General features: G+C 66.8%; 14 protein-coding genes. 6 read left to right on the forward strand and 8 right to left on the reverse strand.

Annotated elements, in window-relative coordinates; genetic code table 11:
* Window positions 1–31: 31 nt before the first annotated feature.
* The 5 genes from SY91_RS19425 (at window position 32) to SY91_RS19445 (ending at window position 7,231) form a co-directional block, all read left to right on the forward strand.
* Window positions 32–1,240: a glycosyltransferase gene (locus SY91_RS19425; protein ID WP_023477340.1), complete on the forward strand. Its 1,209-nt coding sequence runs from the start codon at window positions 32–34 to the stop codon at window positions 1,238–1,240.
* 200 nt (window positions 1,241–1,440) lie between these two features.
* Window positions 1,441–3,252: an alpha/beta hydrolase gene (locus SY91_RS19430; RefSeq protein ID WP_043888316.1), complete on the forward strand. Its 1,812-nt coding sequence runs from the start codon at window positions 1,441–1,443 to the stop codon at window positions 3,250–3,252.
* A gap of 112 nt (window positions 3,253–3,364) precedes the next feature.
* Window positions 3,365–4,525 (forward strand): acyltransferase family protein, encoded by a 1,161-nt coding sequence (locus SY91_RS19435; protein ID WP_023477342.1) that lies wholly within the window; start codon window positions 3,365–3,367, stop codon window positions 4,523–4,525.
* Between the two features lie 165 nt (window positions 4,526–4,690).
* Window positions 4,691–5,905 carry a glycosyltransferase gene (locus tag SY91_RS19440; protein ID WP_006479197.1) on the forward strand — a complete coding sequence of 405 codons (1,215 nt, stop codon included), beginning with the start codon at window positions 4,691–4,693 and terminating at the stop codon, window positions 5,903–5,905.
* Window positions 5,906–5,941: 36 nt separating this feature from the next.
* Window positions 5,942–7,231 carry a hypothetical protein gene (locus tag SY91_RS19445; RefSeq protein WP_023477344.1) on the forward strand — a complete coding sequence of 430 codons (1,290 nt, stop codon included), beginning with the start codon at window positions 5,942–5,944 and terminating at the stop codon, window positions 7,229–7,231.
* 24 nt (window positions 7,232–7,255) lie between these two features.
* Here SY91_RS19445 and SY91_RS19450 read toward each other — a convergent pair whose 3' ends face one another.
* Window positions 7,256–8,821 carry a mannose-1-phosphate guanylyltransferase/mannose-6-phosphate isomerase gene (locus SY91_RS19450; RefSeq protein WP_023477345.1) on the reverse strand — a complete coding sequence of 522 codons (1,566 nt, stop codon included), beginning with the start codon at window positions 8,819–8,821 and terminating at the stop codon, window positions 7,256–7,258.
* The gene (locus SY91_RS19455; protein WP_171984285.1) at window positions 8,818–9,426 is read right to left on the reverse strand and encodes a drug:proton antiporter; all 609 of its coding nucleotides are present in this window, start codon (window positions 9,424–9,426) and stop codon (window positions 8,818–8,820) included. The genes SY91_RS19450 and SY91_RS19455 overlap by 4 nt, the downstream gene beginning before the upstream one ends.
* Before the next feature lie 1,297 nt (window positions 9,427–10,723).
* Between SY91_RS19455 and SY91_RS19460 the strand changes: the two genes are divergently transcribed.
* Window positions 10,724–12,115 (forward strand): sigma-54 dependent transcriptional regulator, encoded by a 1,392-nt coding sequence (locus SY91_RS19460; protein WP_006479194.1) that lies wholly within the window; start codon window positions 10,724–10,726, stop codon window positions 12,113–12,115.
* 41 nt (window positions 12,116–12,156) lie between these two features.
* Here SY91_RS19460 and SY91_RS19465 read toward each other — a convergent pair whose 3' ends face one another.
* From SY91_RS19465 to SY91_RS19490, 6 genes are all read right to left on the reverse strand, one after another.
* Window positions 12,157–14,610 (reverse strand): glycoside hydrolase family 2 protein, encoded by a 2,454-nt coding sequence (locus SY91_RS19465; protein ID WP_260632476.1) that lies wholly within the window; start codon window positions 14,608–14,610, stop codon window positions 12,157–12,159.
* Between the two features lie 29 nt (window positions 14,611–14,639).
* Window positions 14,640–15,695 carry a DUF1839 family protein gene (locus tag SY91_RS19470; protein ID WP_043887902.1) on the reverse strand — a complete coding sequence of 352 codons (1,056 nt, stop codon included), beginning with the start codon at window positions 15,693–15,695 and terminating at the stop codon, window positions 14,640–14,642.
* Window positions 15,692–16,666, reverse strand: coding sequence for an amino acid--[acyl-carrier-protein] ligase (locus SY91_RS19475; RefSeq protein ID WP_006479192.1), 975 nt, complete (start codon window positions 16,664–16,666; stop codon window positions 15,692–15,694). Before SY91_RS19475 ends, SY91_RS19470 begins: the two co-directional genes overlap by 4 nt.
* Entirely contained in the window at window positions 16,663–17,859 is a 1,197-nt protein-coding gene (locus SY91_RS19480; RefSeq protein WP_006479191.1) for an acyl-CoA dehydrogenase family protein, read from the reverse strand. The genes SY91_RS19475 and SY91_RS19480 overlap by 4 nt, the downstream gene beginning before the upstream one ends.
* Entirely contained in the window at window positions 17,856–18,107 is a 252-nt protein-coding gene (locus SY91_RS19485) for an acyl carrier protein (RefSeq protein ID WP_006490451.1), read from the reverse strand. The genes SY91_RS19480 and SY91_RS19485 overlap by 4 nt, the downstream gene beginning before the upstream one ends.
* A gap of 179 nt (window positions 18,108–18,286) precedes the next feature.
* A complete protein-coding gene (locus tag SY91_RS19490; protein ID WP_011547857.1) occupies window positions 18,287–19,069 on the reverse strand; it encodes a Crp/Fnr family transcriptional regulator in 783 nt (260 codons plus the stop codon).
* Between the last annotated feature and the right edge of the window lie 690 nt (window positions 19,070–19,759).

A 19,759-nucleotide genomic window follows, 5' to 3' on the forward strand; every position in this document is an offset into this window, starting at 1 on the left:
GGAAGGTTTCGAATCGTTGGGGAGGTCGCTCGTGAAAAACCGGGTGCTGATGGTGATGACGCGGGACATTCCGCATGACGTATCGAACGGGCGGGAGCGCACGCTGAGCTTCATCCGGAAGGCGATCGGCGACCACATGGACGTGACCGAATTCAAGATCCGGTCGGTGTTCGAGGACGGCGGCTGGCGCGCGAAGATCGGGGCCGCGGTGCGGGTCGGATGGAGCGTGTTGCGCGGCGCGCCGTGTGCGCTTCAGGTGGCGATGTTCTCGCATCCGCGCAAGCGCACGGCGCTGCTGCGCGCCGTCGAGACGATCAAGCCGGACGTGATCTATTTCGACGGCATCCGGCTCGTCGATTACGCGATCCTGGTGCGGCGCAGCGTGCCGGGCTGCCGGATCGTCGTGGATTTCGACGACCTCATGTCGCGCCGCGCGAACATCCTGCGCGAACAGGATTTTCCGTTGTCGGCCGGGTATCTGGAGAAGTCGATTCCGGGGCCGTTCGTCAGGCTCGCCAACGCGAGGCTGGTCCGCAACGCATTCCTCGGCTATGAAGCGTTCGCGCTGAAACGGCAGGAGCGCGCGGCGATCGACTCGTCGCATGCCGTTACGCTGGTTTCGACCGAGGACGCGCAGTCGCTGCGGCGCTCCCTCACGAACGACGAGGCCGTGAAGACGCACGTGATCGCGCCGCCGATGCATGCGCTGGTGCCGATGCGGCGTCCGACGGCGCCGTTCCGGTTCGTCTTCATCGGTTCGGACCGGCAGTTGCAGAACCGCCTCGCGATCGAATACCTGGTGGCGTTGTGGGCGCGTATCCGGCCGGCTACGCCGCTCGTGATCTACGGGCGCATGGCCGGCCGGTACGCGCCCGTTCCGAACGTCGAATTCGCCGGATTCGCGCCGACCCAGGCGGATGTCTACACCGGGTGCTCGATCGCGTTGTGTCCTGCGTTTCTGCGCGGCGGCATCAAGTCGAAGGTGCTGGAGGCGGTTTCGTACGGTTGCGTGCCGGTCGGCAACGAAGCCGCCTTCGAGGGGCTGGGATTCCACGACGAGGCGCTTGCGATGAGCGACGCGCGACTGGAGCGGTTCGTCGCCGATCCGGCCGCGGATCTGGATCGCGTCGTGGCGGCGGCCACACGCTTCGCCGCCTACTGCGAGCAGCATTTCAGCATGCCGGTATTCGATCGTCGGTGGCGCGAGCTGATCGCGCCGCCGGCCGGTAGCCCGTCGTGACGGGCGCCGCAACGAAGAGGAGGGCCTCGATGGTGTGATTCGAACGGCTCGCGGCCGGCCGGCTTCCGGACCTTGCATGTGCGGCATGGATACCGGAAAGGGGAAAGGCTTCCGCGAGCGATTTGCCGTCCGGCGGCCGATCGATTCAGCAGTCGGGCCGTCGGACGCCGTACCCATTCTTCACCGATACCTAATAGAAAATGAGACCGATCATATTTGGCGGACGGTTCGGATGGCTGCATCCGGGCAACGGGACGCGGGGCGTCGTCCTGTGCAACGCTTACGGACACGAATCCGTCTGGAGTCACGGCGGCATGCGGAATCTGGCGGATCGCCTGTCGGCGAGCGGAATGCCGGTGTTGCGTTTCGATTACCGCGGCACCGGCGATTCCGCAGGGGCCGATGGCGCGAACGACCAGTTCGAAACGGCCGTCGACGACGTGTGCGCGGCCATCGCGCGATTGCGCGAGGAAACCGGCGTCGCACGGGTGACGCTGTGCGGCCTGCGGCTGGGCGCGGCATTCGCGTTGCTGGCGGCGGACCGATGCGAAGTCGACCAGCTCGTGTTGCTGGCGCCGGTGGCAAGCGGACGCAGCTACGTGCGCGAACTGTCGATCATGCGCAATATCTGGCTCGACCAGTTGCCGGCGCCGTTGCGCGCGGCCCAGCCGAAAGACGCGCCGCTCAACGTGCTCGGGCAGGTCTACAGTGCGGCGTTCCGTACGCGGCTCAATGCATTCGACGCGATCGACGCGTTGAAGGACCGCACCGGTGCGCCGGCATCGAGAACGCTGATCGTCGACATGAGCGCCGGCGGCACCGACGCGCTGCAGACGCGGCTCGAAGCGCTGGGCGGCAAAGTCGAGCAAAGGCCGTTCGAAGGCTATGCGGCGTTCATGCAGGAGACGACGTTCTCCAGCTTGCCGATGCGCGTATTCGATGCCGTCGTCGACTGGATCGCGGCCACCGATGGCCGGCAGGGGCCGTCGTCGCGCGCCGTGTTGAAAACGGACTGGGAACCCGACCTGATGCTGCGCACGCCCGAAGCATGCGAGCGGCCGGTCAGATTCGGCGTGGCCGGCCGCCTGTTCGGCATCCTGTGCACGCCGCACGAGATGCACGACCGTGGGCCGGTGCTGCTGATCACGAACACGTCGGCCAGTCCGCACGTCGGCGACAGCCGGCTGTCGGTGCGGATTGCCCGTGAGCTGGCGCGTCGCGGCATCGCGTCGCTGCGCTTCGACGGACGTGGGATCGGCGACAGCTCGCCGGTGCACGGCGCCGGTTCGCCGCAAGATGAGCGCCAGCCGGTCTATTCGAGCGCCGTCGTCGAGGACGTCGCGACGGCCGCGCACTGGTTGAAGGAGCAGGGGTATCGACAGGTCGTGTCGTTCGGCATCTGCTCGGGCGCATACAGCGCATTGCGTGCGGCGCTCGCGGGACGCGCGCTGTCTGGCGTCATATCGGTGAACCTGCAGCGCTTCCACGTGCCCGACGGCATCTCGACCGATGCGCTGCGCCAGCATCGCCCCAATTCGATGGCCGGTTACCGCTCCTCGTTCTTCGAGCTGAAGAAGTGGAAGCAGGTGCTGAGCGGCGATCGAAAGATCATGCCGTTCGTCCGGCTCGTGCTGAAGCGCTCGACCACGGCGCTGGCGGTGCGGATCGGCGCGTGGCGACGCCGGATCGCCGGCTGGTCGTGCGCGGAGACGATGCCGGTCGATCCGCACGAGATCCTGCGTACGCTGCAGCGCAAGGAGGTGAGCGCGTTGTTCGTCTGCGGTGCATACGACAGCAGCCTCGATCTGGTGACGATGTATTTCGGGCCGCGCGGCAAGCGGCTGTCGCGATTTGCCGGCGCGCGTGCCGTCGTGCTCGACGATCTCGATCACAGCGTATTCGGTTCGCATGCCGCCGACGCGGTGGTCGGGCTGTGCAGCGAATTCGTCAAGGGGCTCGAATCGCGCCGCGCGACGGCGGCGACGATCATCAACGCGGAGTCGCCGGCGTGATTCGATCCGGGCCGGGCTGTGTCACATGTCGAACAGTCGGCGCACGGAGGCGGTGCTACGGTAACGCATCCGTTCTCTGGCGATACCGCCCGGCTTCTACGCGACCCTGACGATGCATTCCGAACACTCCGGACGTCTGGACCATATCGATGCGATGCGCGCCGTCGCGGTCCTGCTCGTCATCTGGACACACTACGCCGAGCGGTTCGTCGCGCTGGCGGGCGCTCAGCAGTGGCTCGACACGCTGCAGCGCTCGGTCAATTTCGGACGGATCGGCGTGGTGGTCTTTTTCGGCATCAGCGGTCTGCTGATCCCGGTCAGTTTGCGCGGCCAGGCGGGACCGGGCACGCGGCGCTTCCTGATCCGCCGTTTCCTGCGGCTGTATCCGGCATTCTGGTTGTCCATTCCGATCGGCTGCGTCGTCTTCTGGACGTTGTTCGGCAAACCGGTGAGTGCGGCGCTGCTGATCGCCAATGCGACGATGATCCCGACCGCGTTCGGGCAGGAACCGGTCATGGGGCATTACTGGACGCTCGAAACGGAACTGTATTTCTACTGGCTTTGCCTCGTGCTGTTCTGGTGGGGCGGGCTGCACCGGATGCGTGACCTGTCGTTCGCCTGCATTGGGCTGTGTGCGGTGTTCGTGATCACCGTCGCGCTGCACGTCTTTCCCGATGACACACTGGGCCAGTACAAGGCCATGCCGTACCACCTCGCGATCATGTTCTGGGGTGCATGCTTTCGTCAGGCTTACGACCAACCGCTCGGCACGGTGCGGGTGAGCCGAGGGCGTGGCGGCATCACGCTGACGTACCGGTCCGTGGCGGGCCTGCTGACGGCGATGATCGTCGGCGTGGCGCTCGTCGGGGCGGCCAACGACTGGCGGCATCACAACGTCGACCATCTGCCGTCGTCGCTGGCTTACGTGGCCGGCATCGCGATCTTCGTGGCGATGGCGACGGTATTGAAAGTCCGCGCGCGCGGGATGGCGAAGCTGGGCGAGGTCAGCTACTCGATTTACCTGTTTCACGCGATCCCGCTGTTCGGCTTCTACTGGCTGTGCGAACACTACCGATGGACCGGATGGCCGCTGGGCGTCTACATGATCGTTCCGGTCGTGCCTTTGATTGCGTTGTCGTACCTGAGCTACCGGTATTGCGAGGCGCCCTGCGTGCGGCTCGCGCATCACCTGACCGCGTCGCGGCCGCGCGATGATCTGCCGCTCGGCAATCGGCCGGTCAATGCGACGCAGGACCCGGTCGGGAACGGATGACACGCGCGGACGGACGAAACGACGCGGCGCGGCGATCCCGCGTTGCCGATACGAATGGAATGAACGGTATGGAGCGGCGATGATGCTGGCGAGTACGGTGGTGCACGACGATTGCGGCGGCATGTCGCGATACCGGATGGTTCAACACACGTTTGGGATATCGAATTGAACGGTTTGTCGTCAATCGGCTCCCGGGAGGAAGCGACGCGCATCGTCGTCGTCAACGACTACGCGCGCAAGGGTGGCGCGGAGGAGGTCTACCAGACCTCCATCGAGGTGCTGCGAAACATCCCGGACGTGGAGGTGACCTCGTTCGACGAGACCAATTTCCCGGCGGGCGCAGGCGCGCTCACGCGCGGCTGGAATCGCGCCGCGGCGAACGCGCTGGCGGCGTTGCTCGACGACGTGCGTCCGCATCGCGTGCTGGTGCACAACTATCACAATCTGCTGACGCAATCGATCCTGCCGGTGCTCGCGCGGCGGCGCCGCGAGCAGGGATTCCGCACGTATCTGACGTGCCACGACTACCATCTGGTGTTCTACAACCCGAACCTGCTCGCCTATCGCGACGGGCGTCCGGTGCCGGTTCCGGTCGATGCGCTGTCGAATCCGGCGCGCTTGCTCGCACTGGCGAGCCCGCGCGGGCGGCTGCACGACACGGTGAAGAAACTGCACTGGCACGCGGTGTACGCGTATTGCAATCCGCGGGACGTATTCGACCTGTTCCTGTGCCCGAGCCCGTACATGCGTACGGCGCTGGCGCAGCGAGGCATCACGCGAACCGCATTGCTGCCGAATCCGGTGAGCACGCTGGCGGAGCCGTTCCCGCCGCGCGTGGGCGATCGCGAGCAGTTCGATCTCGCCTATGTGGGGCGGCTCGACGCGGAGAAGGGCATTCACGAGTTCATCGAACTGGCGCGGCAGACGGCGTTTCACCGTATCGGTACCCTGACGCTCTACGGCGACGGGACCTTGCGCGCGCAGCTCGAAACGCGCCACCACGATCTGGTCGAGGCCGGCCGGCTGCGTTTCGCCGGGCGACTCGGGCACGGCGAGCTGTTTCATGCGCTGCGCGCCCACGATGCACTGGTCCTGCCGTCCGTCTGGGCCGAAAACGCGCCGCTCGTGCTCGTCGAGGCCGCCACGCTGGGGCTACCGGTGCTGGCGCACGAGATCGGCAGCCTGTCGACGTTCGGCAGCGAGATCGGCAACAAGATCCTGTACCGGAATTCGCCGGCGGGCCTGACGGGGGCGCTCGATGAACTGGGGCGCCACCTGCACACCGCCGATCGACACTACGATTGTTCGGCTTACACGCCGTCGCGCTACGCGGCCCAGCTTGCGTCGTGGATGGGGCTCGGCGGGCAGCACGGCGGTTAGGGCGTGCCGCCGCGACACTCACGCGGGAGAAAGGTCATGCGGGCATTGCGACGTATTGCGGCGGTCGCGCTGGGTGCGCTGGCGCTGTCGGCCGGTTCCGGCTCCAGCCATGGCGGCGAGCGGGTGGCAGCGCTCGCGCCGGCCAATACGTCCGGCAGCCGCGATTTCAAGGGATCGTCGAACGGGCTGCTCGCCGGCACGTCGTCGATATCGAAAATCGATGTGCACACGCTGCTGTATTCGGGCAGCACCACGCAGGTGCTCGCGCACTATCTGCCGTGGTGGGGCCCCGACCCGCGCGGCGTGAACGTCGGCTATCGGTCCGACGATCCCCACCAGGCGTTTCGCACCTTCGCCGACATGCGTTCGAGAGGCATCGACGGCGTGATCGTCGACTGGTACGGCGCGGGCCATTTCGTCGACACCGCGTGGCAGGCATCGCTGCCCGAACTGGCGAAGTTTCCCGGGATGACGTTCTCGATCATGATCGACAGCGGTTCCTTCAAGTTCAATGCGTGCCGCGGCTGCGACCTGACCGAGACGATCCTGCACAACCTCGCGTACATCAGCCGCGAATACTTCACGTCGAGCCAATACCTGCGCTACGACGGTCATCCGGTCGTGTCCGAGTTCGGGATGGATGCGGTCGGGAAGGCCGACTGGGCACGGATTCACGCCGCATACCCCGACATCTACTGGATTCATACGTTGGCGCAGGGCTTCGATCTTCCGTACAGCAAGGGCGCGTATGTGTGGGCGCAGCCGTCGCCGCGGGCCACGCCGCAAGCGATCGGTACGCGGCGCGACCTGCTGTATCGCGAGCGCTTCTACGACATCGCGCGGAACCAGCCGCCGGGGGCGATCACGGTCGGCGGCGTGTGGAGCGGCTTCGACGATACGAAGGCATCGTGGGGCGCCGCGGCGCCGCGCTTTCTTGCGCCGTCGTGCGGCCGGACCTGGCTGGACACGTTCAGGAGCATCAACGAACGCTACAGCGTGCAGCGGCAACTGCCGTTCGTTCAGCTGATCACATGGAACGACTACGAGGAAGGCAGCGCACTCGAAACCGGCATCGCGAGTTGCACCGCAATCGACGCGCAGCCCGTGGGCGCGAGCGTGACCGTGCGGATCACCCATGCGGAAACCGTCGACCATCTCGAGCTGTACGAGCAACTCGGCGACGGAACGTTCAGCCTGGCCGGCCGCTATCCGGCCGATACCACCAGCATGCCGCTGCCGGACGGCCGGGCAGGCACCTACTTCATCAAGGCGGTCGGCAAGCCGTTCATCCAGAACGTCGTGTCGACGGCCGTCGTCGTGCACTGACGCGCGGGCGCCAAGCCCGTTCGGTCAGCGTGCGTCGTCGGCCGCCGGCACAGCAAGCACGGCAGTCTTCTGCGTCGCCGGTTCGGGCGGTACGCAAGTCGCCCGCCCATACTGATCCTCGAACCGCACGATATCGTCCTCGCCGAGATAGTTGCCCGACTGCACCTCGATGATCTCGAGCGGAATCCGGCCGGGATTCTCGAGTCGATGCACTTCGCCGACGGCGATGTACGTCGATTCGTTCTCGCACAGCAGGAACGTGTCGGCGCCGCGCGTCACCTTCGCGGTGCCGCGCACGACGATCCAGTGCTCGGCGCGGTGATAGTGCATCTGCAGCGACAGCCGCTTGCCGGGTTCGACGACGATTCGCTTCACCTGGAAGCGCTCGCCGAGATCGATCGAATCGTAGTGGCCCCACGGCCGCTGCACTTTGCGGTGCTCGCTCGCCTGCGGGCGCTGGTCGGTCTTCAGGCGCGCGACGATGTTCTTCACGCGCTGCACGTCGTGCTTGTTCGCGACCAGCACCGCATCGGCTGTCTCGATCACGACGACGTCCTTCATCCCGACGCACGCGACGAGACGGCCTTCCGAACGCACGAGGCTGTCCTGCGTATCCTCGAAGACGATCGGCCCGCGCGCGACGTTGCCCTGGTCGTCCTTCGGCATGATTTCCCAGATCGCGTCCCACGTGCCGACGTCCGACCAGCCGGCCGCGAGCGGCACCACGATGCCTTCGATGCCGAGTTCGGGGTGTTCCGCGAGGCGCTCCATCACCGCATAGTCGATCGAATCCGCCGGACACGCGTCGAAGGCCGCCGCATCGATCCGGAAGAACGGATCGTCGGCGACGCCCGCGCGCCATGCGCTGTCGCAGGCTGCGTGGATGCCCGGCGCGAGCGCGCCGATCGCCTTCAGCCAGACCGATGCGCGCGTGACGAAGATTCCGCTGTTCCACCAGTAATCGCCCGATTGCAGGTAGCGCTCGGCGAGCGTTGCATCGGGCTTTTCGACGAAACGCCCGATCGCGTAGCCGCCCTGGCTGCCGTGGCGGCCCGAGCGCGGTTCGCCGACCTGGATGTAGCCGTAGCCGGTCTCCGCGCGGCGCGGCAGCACGCCGAGCGTGACGATCGCGCCTTCCTGCGCATAACGCGCCGCGCGCGCGATCGCGTCCTGGAACGCGCCGACGTCGACGATCACGTGATCGGCCGGCATCACGGCGAGCACGGGATCGTCCGCGAGCGCGCTCGCATCGAGCGCCGCAAGCGTCAGCGCGGGCGCGGTGTTGCGCGCGGCCGGCTCCAGCAGGATGCGGGCAGGCGCCGAGCGGCCGTGTACCTGCTCGGCGCTCATGAAGCGATGCTGTTCGCCGCACACGAGCAGCAGCGTGTCGCCGAGCGACGCGTTCGCGATGCCGTTCAGGCGGCGCGCCGTCGCCGACAGCGGCGACTCGTTCGAAACCAGCTCGATCAGTTGCTTCGGATACTGCTCGCGCGACAGCGGCCACAGCCGCGTGCCGGAGCCGCCGGCGAGAATCACCGGCAAGATGCTCGGCAGATCGGGTTCGGGAACCGGGCGAAGGGTGCGGGTCATCGGTTCGCTCCGGTATCGGCGGGTAGTCGGGGGTGAGCGCGGCCGTCGGCGCGTGCGTCGTCGTTGCGCGAGACCGAAACGGCTCGCGACAGCAGCTGACGCAGCGCGCCGGCCGCGCGGTCGGCCGACCGGACCAGGCCCACGAACGGCGCGCCCTGTTCGAGATACGGGCCGTAGGCCTTGCGGAATCCGAACTGTTTGTAGAACGCCTGACGCGGCGCAGGCACGTGCGTGCGCACCGCGGTGTCCGGCCACGCGGCCTGCGCGGCGGTGAGCGCGCGCTCGATCAGGCGTTCGAGCGTGTCGTCGTCTCGGCAGCTTTCGCTCGTCAGCACCTTGTCGATCACGACGTCCGGATCGATGTCGTCGCCGGGCAGGATGCGCGCGTAGGCGGCGACTTCCGTCGTGTCGCCGTCGCGCACGCTCGCGTAGACGTGCAGCGCGCCCGCGTCCTTGCCGTCGATGTCGAGATGCGTGTGCGCGTCCTCGACCACCAGCACGGCGTTGCGTGCGCGCAGGATTGCATAGAGATCGACGGCGCTCAGATGTTCGAATTCACAACAATGCCATTCCATGATGCTGTCCTCGCGTGATGCCTTCGGCATGCCGCGCCGCACGGACGCGATCGTTCCGTGCAGCGCGGCGATCCTCATCATCCGGATGCGCGGTACGGCGGTCTGTTCGAAAGCGTACTCACCCTCGGGATTCGCACGCCGGCGCCGGATACGGGGCGATGCACATGACGCGCGAGCGTCGCAAGGTGCGGTAGCACACAACGTCCGGGCCGGCGCCTTTTCATAATTGATTCATCGTGGTGGCCTGCAATGAAGCATGGCCGGACGACATCGCACGCAAACGACGGACGGAGGCGGGACCGGAAATTGCGATCCTCGGCTGATCGTGCGCGACAGTGCGTGACACAGGATCGCCGCCGATTGCGGGGCGTCGGCGGATTCATGCGATCTCGCCGCGTTCCAGCGGAATGGCGCGCACCTGCGCGGTGCACCCGTCCGGCGTCGGTACGCTGCCGCTCGCGCGCATGCCCGACCGCCGCGATCTGTCAGCCGTCGGCTGGCGTTGGAGCCGTGCGGCTGGTGCGGCCGCGCAAGGGGGCGATCATGCTGCATCGCACGACACGCGCGCCAACGCCCGGTATTCACGCCGACTCACGCGGGCCGGCGCGAATCCGCCGAAAAGAGCCGGTGAGGCGCGATGTCGAGGATTACGCGGTGATTACGACGTGTAACGGCCGGGCGGCCCGCGCGCCGCCGCGATGCGATCCGGCTACCCGGCCGCGGGCGGGATTATGCGGTCCGGCGAACACGGCGCCGCGATTTTTGGGAGATTTCGATGGAAATCACGGGCAATCGCCAGGATCAATGTTGCGGAAAAGTAGTATTTGCCACTGATTGACGGGAATGGTCATAGATAATCAAATCTCAGTGGTCAAAAGCGCACGGCGCCGCGCCGCGGGCAGCGTAACCGACTGATTCAGGTTTATCGTTTGGTAACAAGACCAACGCGAAACGGGGTGTAGATTCAGGTGCGGATGAAATGGGGCGGTCAATCCGGGCGCGGTTTGGCAGCCCTCCGGTTCAGCATCGGGCGCGACTGTCGTGTACGACGCGACGCACATGTGGACGGAATTTCCGTTGCCGACGTGCCCCGCCTGACGGCGGGTCGCTTCAAAGCCGGAATGTCGTGGCTCCCGTAGCCGCGCATTCCGTTCGAGTTCGATGACAACGAGGCCGGATGACATTCGGCTCGACCTCCGGGGGTTCTCGCCGTGTGCAGTTTCTATCTTCGCCAAGGCTGCGGAAACGCAGCGCGGAAAGGCGGCCATGCGCCGCCGGCCGCAGCGCACGCGTACGGTTCGCGGAGTGCAGAAAATGATGGTTCGTTATGAATATGCCAATAACGCGCGATAAGAGCGCCGGCGTGGGGAGCGGTAACGGGCAGCGTCCGTTGATTTACTGGACGCAGTCGCCGTCCGTGATGCTGCGAAAGGAATTGTCGCGCCGCGACTGGAAAGTATCGGTCGTCGCGCATGCGAACGAGCTGCGCGACACGTCCGGCGAAATTACCTGCGGCATTCTCGACTTGAGCGGCGGCCACGCCGATGCGATCGGCAGCATCGCGTCGACCTGCGCGTCGATGCGCGACGTCGTCTGGGTGGCGCTCGTGGATGTCGGCCAGACCGCCTCGCCGAACGTGCGGGCGCTGTTGCGCGACTACTGCTTCGACTACGTGACGTTGCCGGCGTCGCACCAGCGGATCGCCGATACGGTCGGCCATGCCTACGGCATGGAATGCCTGTTCGCGCGCGATCGCGAACAGCTCGAATCGGAAGAAAAGGGCATCGTCGGCACCTGCAGCGCGATGCTGCGGCTGTTCGATACGGTGCGGCGTTTCGCGCGCACCGACGCACCGGTATTCGTGTTCGGCGAAACGGGAACCGGCAAGGAACTCACGGCCGTCGCGATCCATCGTCATTCGGAACGGCGCAACGGCCCGTTCGTTGCCGTCAACTGCGGCGCGATCCCGCCGCATCTGCTGCAATCGGAACTGTTCGGCTATGAACGCGGTGCGTTTACCGGTGCGAACGCGCGCAAGATCGGCTACGTCGAAGCCGCGAACGGCGGCACGCTGCTGCTCGACGAAATCGGCGACCTGCCGCACGAAAGCCAGGCGAGCCTGCTGCGATTTCTGCAGGAGCGTTCGATTCACCGTCTTGGCGGAAGTGATCCGGTGCCGGTCGACGTCCGGATCGTGTCGGCAACGCACGTCGATCTGCGCGAGGCAATGGAAGAAGGGCGTTTTCGCGCCGACCTGTTCCACCGTCTCTGCGTCATGCGCATCGACCAGCCGCCGCTGCGCGCCCGCGGCAAGGACATCGAACTGCTCGCGCACCACATGCTCGAACGCTTTCGCGGTGACGCGCGCCATCGCGTGCGCGGGTTCTCGACCGATGCGATCACGGCGCTCTACAAGCACGACTGGCCGGGCAACGTCCGCGAGCTCATCAACCGCGTGCGCCGTGCGGTCGTGATGACGGAAGGGCGCCTGATCACCGCGCAGGACCTCGAGCTCGAATACTGTCTCGACGCGGCGTCGCCGTCGGTGGCCGACATCCGCAAGTCGATCGAACGCGAGGCGATCGAAACCGCGTTGCTGCGGACGCGCGGGCGCGTTGCCGCTTCGGCGCGCGAACTCGGCGTGTCGCGCGCGACGCTGTATCGCTGGATGGAGGCGTACGGTATCGAGCGGCCGCGCGGGACGGGCTCGTCCGATTGATACATGGCGGCACGACGCTCGCGGTCGCCGCGAGCGTCGCGTCAGCCGGCCTGCGTGGCCCGCACCGCGCGTGAGGCGTTCACGGCACGGATTTCCACCGCGGGCGGCGCGTTGTCGTCAGCCGCCGCGGGCTTCCCGTCGATTCGCAATGGAATCAGCGCGATGCGCGCCGGCGTGCCGGGCGCGAGATGGAACCAGTCGTCGCCCGGCATGAAACCCGGCGCGTCGATCTGCACGTGGCGGGCGACGTGCCGGGTGTCGATGTCGACGTGCCAGGTCTCGCCGGTGCGCGACACGCATGCCTCGATCCCCGGTTCGCGGCGCGCCAGCACGGCCGGATGCGTGCGGGAGGGGAAATGGAACGCCTGCGACAGCAGCGTGCCGTCGTCGGCGCGCAAGGTCGCGACGACCGTATCGTGTTCGCAAGGGCCGAAACGGTACGCGTAGGTCCAGTCGAAGAAGCGGCCGAGCAACTCGGCCGAGCCGAGCCGCACCGTGTCGTACGCGGCGATCCGCACCGGGCAGCCGGCCCGCGCGACCGGCGTGCGGCCGTCGCGCAGCGCGACCAGCTCGATCGCCGCCGACAGCGGCGCCGGGCGCTCGTTGACGACGTGCACGTCGAGCCCGTTCAGCCCTTCGTCGACGAGCAGCACCTGGATCGGCTGCAGCACCTGGCGCAGCGCATACCAGGCCGATTTCGGCCGGTGCGCGGCGTCGATCACGCCCCATCCGGCGCCTGGCATCACGTCCTGGAACTGCCACACGAGCGCGCCGGCGCAGCGCGAGCCGGCGCGGCGCCATTCGGAAAACGTCTCGCGCATCACGTCCGCGATCACCGCACGCGACAGCTCGACATAGCGCGCCGGGTCCTCGCGCCGCAGCCGGTCGGGCGCGACGTCGTAGAGCGTCTGCAGATAGTGGTCGCGGATATCGTCGAAATCCCACGACGTGCCGGGGTCGCGCGGCACGGCCGCCTTCCAGCGCGGCTCGTGCACGCCGGGCCAGCCGAGTTCGGTGAGCGTCGCGTCGCAAGGCACGTTCGCGAACGCGAGGCATTCGCTCGCGAAGCGTACGTCCGCGCGGCGCGCGTCGTCGAGCGGACGCAGGTACGCGCCGACGCCGTAGTAGTGCGACACGCGTTCGCGCGGCGTGAACGGCAGCACGCCGCCGTCGGGCGAATCAGGCACGTAGGGGACATCGGGGCGGTGCGCGGCCGCGTGGTCGGCCAGCCGGTCGGCCGTCAATTCGAGGAAGCGCTGCTTCGGCCCGAGCCCCGACATCGCGGCTTGCTGCGCGATCTCGCTGCCGCCGCACAGCACCGCGAGCGACGGCGAGGCGCCGTGACGCGAGAGAAACTGGCTCGCTTCGCGATCGACGTTGGCCGCGAACGCGGGATCGTCGAGCGCGTAATCGAAGTTCGCGAAACCGAAGTCCTGCCAGACCAGCAGCCCGAGCCGGTCGCACGCCGCGTGGAACGTGTCGGCCTCGTAGGTCATCGTGCCGCCGACGCGGATCATGTTGAAACCGGCGTCGCGGGCGAGCCCGAGCAGGTGGCCGTAGGTCGCGTCGTCCGCGTGCAGCGCGAGCGGCGCGGCGCTGCTCCAGCATGCGCCGCGCGCGAACACGGGCACGCCGTTGATGCGCAGTCCGAACCCCTTGCCGTCGGCGCCGGAATCGATCTCGATCGTGCGAAAACCCGTCGAGCCGAGCGGCCGGCGCGTAGCGCCGATATGCAGCGCGATCTCGTAGAGCGCCGGTTCGCCGTGGGTATGCGGCCACCAGCGGCGCACGTTGGGGATCGCGACGCTCGTGCGCAGCCGGTCGGCGCCGGCCCGTTCGAGCGTCGCGTGATGTTCGCCGCACGACAGCCGCGCCGCGAACGTGTCGGGCAACGGCGCGGCGAACGTCAGTTCCGCATCGAGCCAGCCCGTGTCGCCTTCGACGCGGGCCTGCAGTTTGTAATCGGTGAGAACGTGCCCGTCGGCCGGATCGAGTACGTCGACGGGCCGCCACGGGCCGGTCGGCACGTACGGCGGAAACCAGCCCGGCATGTGCCCGAACAGCGACGTGCGGATCGTGCGCAGCCCGGCCGGCTCGGCCAGCCGTGTGCGCCAGCGCGCCCGGCGCGGTGCGCGTGCGTCGCGCAGGTGCGGCGCGAGTGCGCGGAAACAGATCGTCAGCCGATGCGTGCCGTCGAGCGACACGGGCACGTCGTGCGCGACGAACATGCTGTCGGAATGGAGGATCGGCGTGTCGTCGAGCCAGGCCTGCGCGAGCGTCGCGAGGCCGTGAAAGCGCAGGATGCGCGGCCCGCGCCCGCGCAGCTCGAGGCGGTACCAGTGGTCGCGCTCGTCGAGCGACGCGGCTTCGTCGAGCCGGCCGGCCAGCGCGAGCGCCTGCGCGACCGTGCCGGGCACCGGCGCCGCGATCCAGCCGCCGTGGTCGGCAGGGAGGTCGCGCGGGTCCCGCACGGCGCCCGCGGCCGTCGCCAGCATCGCCCACGCCGGCAGGGGGCGCGCGCGCGTCACCGCATGGCCGACACGGGCTCCGTGTCGTAGCGCACGGGCGTCACGTGCCGCAGCGGCGCACCGATCTGCCGCGCGCACGCGACGAGGTCGCCGTACGCGGCCTCGATCGCTTCGAGCGTCGAATCGCCGCGTTCTTCCTTGCCGCGTGCGCACGCGCGCGCGAGCCGGAATTCGAGCACCATCGCTTCCGACGCGATGCGATCGCACGCGGCGCGGATCTCGGCGAACGGCCCGGTGCAGCCGCTCGCCTGCAGCCAGCGCGCATAGTGGCCGAACAGTTCGAAATTCGCGCCGAGCTGCCGCACCGAATTGAACGAATACGCATGGAAGCGCTCGAGCGGGGCCTCCGCGAGGATGGGCGCGTCGGCCTGCAACTGCCGACGGAACGCCGCGATCGGATCGACGACCGGCAGGCGCCGCAGGTGGCGCTGCAACGCGGCGAGCGACGCTTCGCACAGCGCGCGCTCGTCGAGCGGCGCAAAGCGTCGCTTCGCGCATTCGACGTACGGCGGCAGCGTCATCGGCGAACTGCTGCCGACGAGCCCGGTGTAGTCGAAATCCTCGGCGACGTAATAGCCGCTGTTGTGGAAGTAGCCGATCTGGTGCTTCGCGCGGTCGATTGCATCGATGCCGATCGTCGTCTTCGTGTGCTGGGTGCGGTAGCTGCTGCCGCGCGTATCGGGCAGGAACCACGCATCGACCTCGACGATCATCAGGTGGCCGCGCGCGACCTGCGTCTCGATGTGCTGGTCGAGCGGCTCGTAGATCGAATGTTCCTGCACGACGATCCCGTAGAGCCGCTCCAGCTCGTCGTGCGGAAACTTGAAGAACGTGAACTGGTCGCCCTCGAAATCGAGCGCGATCGTAAACGGCAGCGCCGCGTACGGATTGAGGCCCCACCACCGGAGCACCTCGAGCCACATGTCGACGTAGCAGTTGGTCTGTTTCCAGACCATCTCCTGACTGTGCAGCGGGTGCGGCCGGTAGTGGCGCGCGCGATGGCGCACGCTCTCGAACGACGCGTCTTCGCCGTCGCGGGAAACGAACCTCATCGCGTGCCCCACAGCACGTCGCGGACTGCTTGCGGCCATGCGTCGATGTCGAAGCCGTGATGACGGAACAGCGCGAGCGTGAGCCGCTCGAGGCCGAAGCCGACGCAGCCCGTGTGCGCGACGTCGCCCGTCGCGGTGCGGATGTCCCACAGCAGCCCGAAATGGTCCATGTGGTAGTTGAAGCTCAGGCACGCGGTCTGGCGATCGTCGTGCTCGATCGGGATCAGCAGCTCGAACTTCAGGTTCTGCTCGCGCTGGCTGTCCGCGACGATCTTGCCGCCGCGTCCGAAGAACGGGTCGTTCGCGAGATCGATCGCATTCGGCAGGCCCAGCGACTCGATCATCCGCGTGCCGCGTTCGATCCACGTCTCGCGGAACGAGACGATCTGCTCGGGCGTGCCGATCCGCACGTACTCGCGCATCCGGAACAACTGCATGCGGGTCGGGTCGAGCGACGGTTCGTGACGGAAGCAGTACGAGAACACGTCGACGATGCGGCCGTCGGCAGGCAGTGCGCCCGCGCGGGCGACGACGGGATAGACGGGGTAGCACGCGGCCGGCGTCATCACGACGTAGGTCGGCTTCTGGTTCTCGGTCCAGTCGTCGCCGCGATCGAGGCATTGCAGCACGCGCTGATGCTGGCGCTCGTCGCCGCAGAACGCATGCACGCTGCCCGCCAGTTGCGGGAAGCTCTTCATGTATTCGCTGCGCTCGAACTCCATGCGGCTCATCGCCGGCGGAAAGCGCAGCACTTCGGCCTGCTGGTCGGCGCCGATGCGCGTGACGAACGCGTCGAGCGCTTCGACCACGCGCTCGAATCGTTCGCTGCGGCCGAACAGGCCCTGGATACCGGTCGAAACCAGCAGGCCCGCGTCGATCAGCGCGTCGCGCAGCGGATTGACGCCCGCGCGGTCGAGCGGTGCGTCGGCGGGAACGGAGGCGGCGGAGGGCACGGCGAGGCGATCGTTCACGTATGTTTCTCCAGCGTCGCAGGACGCAGCGCGAGCAACAGGCTCGCAGTGTTGGCGGCAATGCGGTCGTTGCTGATCATCAGCGGCGCCGCGTGCAGGTCGCGAATGTGGCGGCCGATGCTGAACGGCGTGCCTTGCTTGTAGCCGGCCATGCCGCAGATCATCATCGCCTGCTGCGCGACTTCGAGCGCGGTCGCCGACACGTAGGTCTTCAGCGTATTGATCTCGGCGGCCCAGGCCATGCCGGCCGACCACGAGCGGGCCGACGCGTTCGCGTGGAGGCGCAGCACGTTGTCGACGCGGGCCTGCATCGCCTGCATCAGCGCAAGCGATTCGGCGATGCGCCGCGCGGCGGGCGACGGCGCGCCGTCGGTCTGGCGCGCCTGTGCACGGAAGAACTGGTGCGCGCGATGAAACGCGTCGCCGGCCACGCCGATCCACACCGCGGCCCACAGGATGTGCGAGACCGGCACCATCGTTTCCTCGGCGATCTTCGCGAACGGCACCGGCAGGCATTGCACGGCGGCGCCTTGCGCGTCCAGCACGAAGCCGTTGCTGCACGTGCCGCGCATGCCGAGCGTGTCCCATTCGCCGCGGCGCGTGAGCGTATAGCCGTCGCGCAGCAGCGTGACGAGCACCTGCTCGGAAGCCGGCGCATCCGCATCGCGTCGCGCGGTGGCGAGAATGCCGTCCGCGTAGTCGCCGTACGAGATCGTCGGCGCGGATTTGTGCAGCCGGAATCCGCCGCCGTCGATCTCGAGTGCGCACTGGCTCGCGCGCAGGTTGCCGCCGACGCCGTCTTCCGACGTGGCCGATGCGAGCAGCCATTGGTGGCGCACGAGCTGTTGCAGGAACAGCCGGTGCCAGCCCTGGTCGGCGGCGTGGTCGACGATGCAGGCGACCTGGATCTGGTGCATCGCGAACACCATCGCCGACGACGCGCAAGCCTGGCCGAGGATCGAGCAGGCCGACGCGATGTCTTCCAGCGACGCGCCAGCGCCGCCGAGATGGGTCGGCACCATTGCGCCGAGCAGGCGGCGCGCGCGCATCGCCTCGATCGCCTCTACGGGGCAGCGCGCGTCGCGATCGACCGCATCGGCATGCTGGGCGGCGATCTGCGCGACGGCATGCGCGGCCTCGTCGAGCCGATGCGAATCGCTGTCGGACGCGAGTTCGGGAAGCAGCGCGCTCATGCGGAGTGCTCGGTGCGTTGCAGCGTGGCGATCGTGTCCGCGAGCGCGTCGATGCTGCGGAACAGGTTGCGGTTCAGCATCTCGTCGGGAATCTCGATGTTGAACTGCTTTTCGATCGCGAGCATCAGCTGGATCGTATCGAGCGAGGAAAGGCCCGCTTCGTAGAGGTCGTCCCCGTCACCGATCGAATCGATCGCGGCTTCGAGGTGGGCGACGTGCTTCAGGATGGTTCTGATTTCGTTTTTCACGTGCTGCTCCGGCGTGCGTGGTGTCGTCCGCTCGGGCAGACGCGCGATAAGCGCTGACATCCCCCCGGCAGTCCGGCATCAGTAGACCATTGGCAGACACGACGTTCTGTTCGCCACCCTACAAACGGCTGACCCGGCACGCGGGCGGCGCCGAAGCGCCGCTCCGGCCGGTGCGCCGATCATGCGCGCGACGCGGCCGGCACGCCCGAGTCGGCCGACAGGATGCGCTTCATCTCGTCGCGCACGATCGCGCGGCAGCCGCACGACATTTTTTCGAGGCCGTCGAGGTCCGCGAGCTCGATCGAGCTGCGGTATTGGCGAATCAGGCCGAGCTTCTGGATTTCGCCGGCGGCGTCCGTGACCGTTTCGCGCCGTACGCCGAGCATTTGCGCGAGCATGCTGTGCGTCACCTGGATCTCGATGCTGCGCGTGCGGTCGAACGCCAGCAGGAACCATCTGCATAACTGATGTTTGAGCACGTGATGACGGCTGCAGAATGTGATCTGCGACACCTGCGCCATCAGCAGCCGCACGCAGACGAACACGAGGTGGCGAATCACCGGCGACGCATCGAACGCGGCGGCGAACACACGCCGGTCGAGCCGGTAGACGAAGCCGTCGCGGCACGCGAGCGCACGGCACGGCATCCGGCCGCTGCCGCCGATCACGTCGTCGCAGACCACGCTTTCGCTGCCGATCTCCGCGACTTCCAGCGTCATGCCGCCGGACGACACGTACTGCAGCGAAATCGCGGTCGTGACCGGCAGGTAGACCGCGGCGAGCATCTCGCCGGGTTCGCAGAGCACTTGCCCGGATTTCAGGTGAACGAGTTGCAGGTGGGGCGTCAGTGTGAGGAGTTCGTCGCGGTCGATGGCCGCGAGAAACCGGTTGGCATCGAAGCTGTGGGAAAGCTCGATCATGCCGTTCGCATGCGCGACGGCGTCGGCGGCCTGGTGAGTCACGGGCGCATCCTCGCAGGTTGGCGGTCGCGCGTCGTTTCGGCGAATCCCGGAACGGGATTTCGCACGATCGTGCGGACTTTTGTGGATCAAAAACGGAATGACGATACTCGCGAAAAAGGCTAGCACGCAATTGAAATCGTCCAATTCCGCATTCTGTAATTTTACAAAGTTTGACGGTTGCGATTGCGCGCAAACGTTATGCCGATTTAATAATTCATTTCGCCAGAATTAATCATCCTGAAATGGAATCGTGTGCTCGCTTGTCATTCGATGTCGATAGGGAATCAATCGAACGACGTGCGCATCGTACAGCGAAAGTGTCGGAAAGGCATTGAACATTATTTGACAAATAAATGGGGATCGCCTGATTTTTCATTTGAATCAAAGGCTTGTGGGGGATGTGTGCGGCAGCGCACAGAGTGCCGGATGAGTGTGCCGATTCAAATTTGAGACAGTTTGAAACGAGCGTGTGAGGTGCTGTGGCGCCGGTAAATGCTGCGCTGCACATCATGGAAACAATTGAAAATCGGTCGTAAGTATTTGAACGATAAGCGTCGTGGCCGCCGCGTAGCCGCCGTGATCCGATAGTCGGGAATTGATCAGTCGAATGCGCGCTGTGTCCAGCGGATGGAAGAGTGTCCGGAAATGAGACGTTTTTTTGCTTTTGGGGTCGGTTATTCGGGGGCGCTA

This window comes from Burkholderia cenocepacia, assembly GCF_014211915.1.
Lineage (GTDB): Bacteria > Pseudomonadota > Gammaproteobacteria > Burkholderiales > Burkholderiaceae > Burkholderia > Burkholderia orbicola.

Coding starts and splice junctions, on each gene's coding strand:
- SY91_RS19465 (WP_260632476.1), bottom strand. CDS start 14,610: ATGCTGGCGACGGCCGCGGGCGCCGTGCGGGACCCGCGCGACCTCCCT.
- SY91_RS19445 (WP_023477344.1), top strand. CDS start 5,942: ATGCGGGCATTGCGACGTATTGCGGCGGTCGCGCTGGGTGCGCTGGCG.
- SY91_RS19480 (WP_006479191.1), bottom strand. CDS start 17,859: ATGAGCGCGCTGCTTCCCGAACTCGCGTCCGACAGCGATTCGCATCGG.
- SY91_RS19435 (WP_023477342.1), top strand. CDS start 3,365: ATGCATTCCGAACACTCCGGACGTCTGGACCATATCGATGCGATGCGC.
- SY91_RS19460 (WP_006479194.1), top strand. CDS start 10,724: ATGAATATGCCAATAACGCGCGATAAGAGCGCCGGCGTGGGGAGCGGT.
- SY91_RS19430 (WP_043888316.1), top strand. CDS start 1,441: ATGAGACCGATCATATTTGGCGGACGGTTCGGATGGCTGCATCCGGGC.
- SY91_RS19470 (WP_043887902.1), bottom strand. CDS start 15,695: ATGAGGTTCGTTTCCCGCGACGGCGAAGACGCGTCGTTCGAGAGCGTG.
- SY91_RS19450 (WP_023477345.1), bottom strand. CDS start 8,821: ATGACCCGCACCCTTCGCCCGGTTCCCGAACCCGATCTGCCGAGCATC.
- SY91_RS19455 (WP_171984285.1), bottom strand. CDS start 9,426: ATGCCGAAGGCATCACGCGAGGACAGCATCATGGAATGGCATTGTTGT.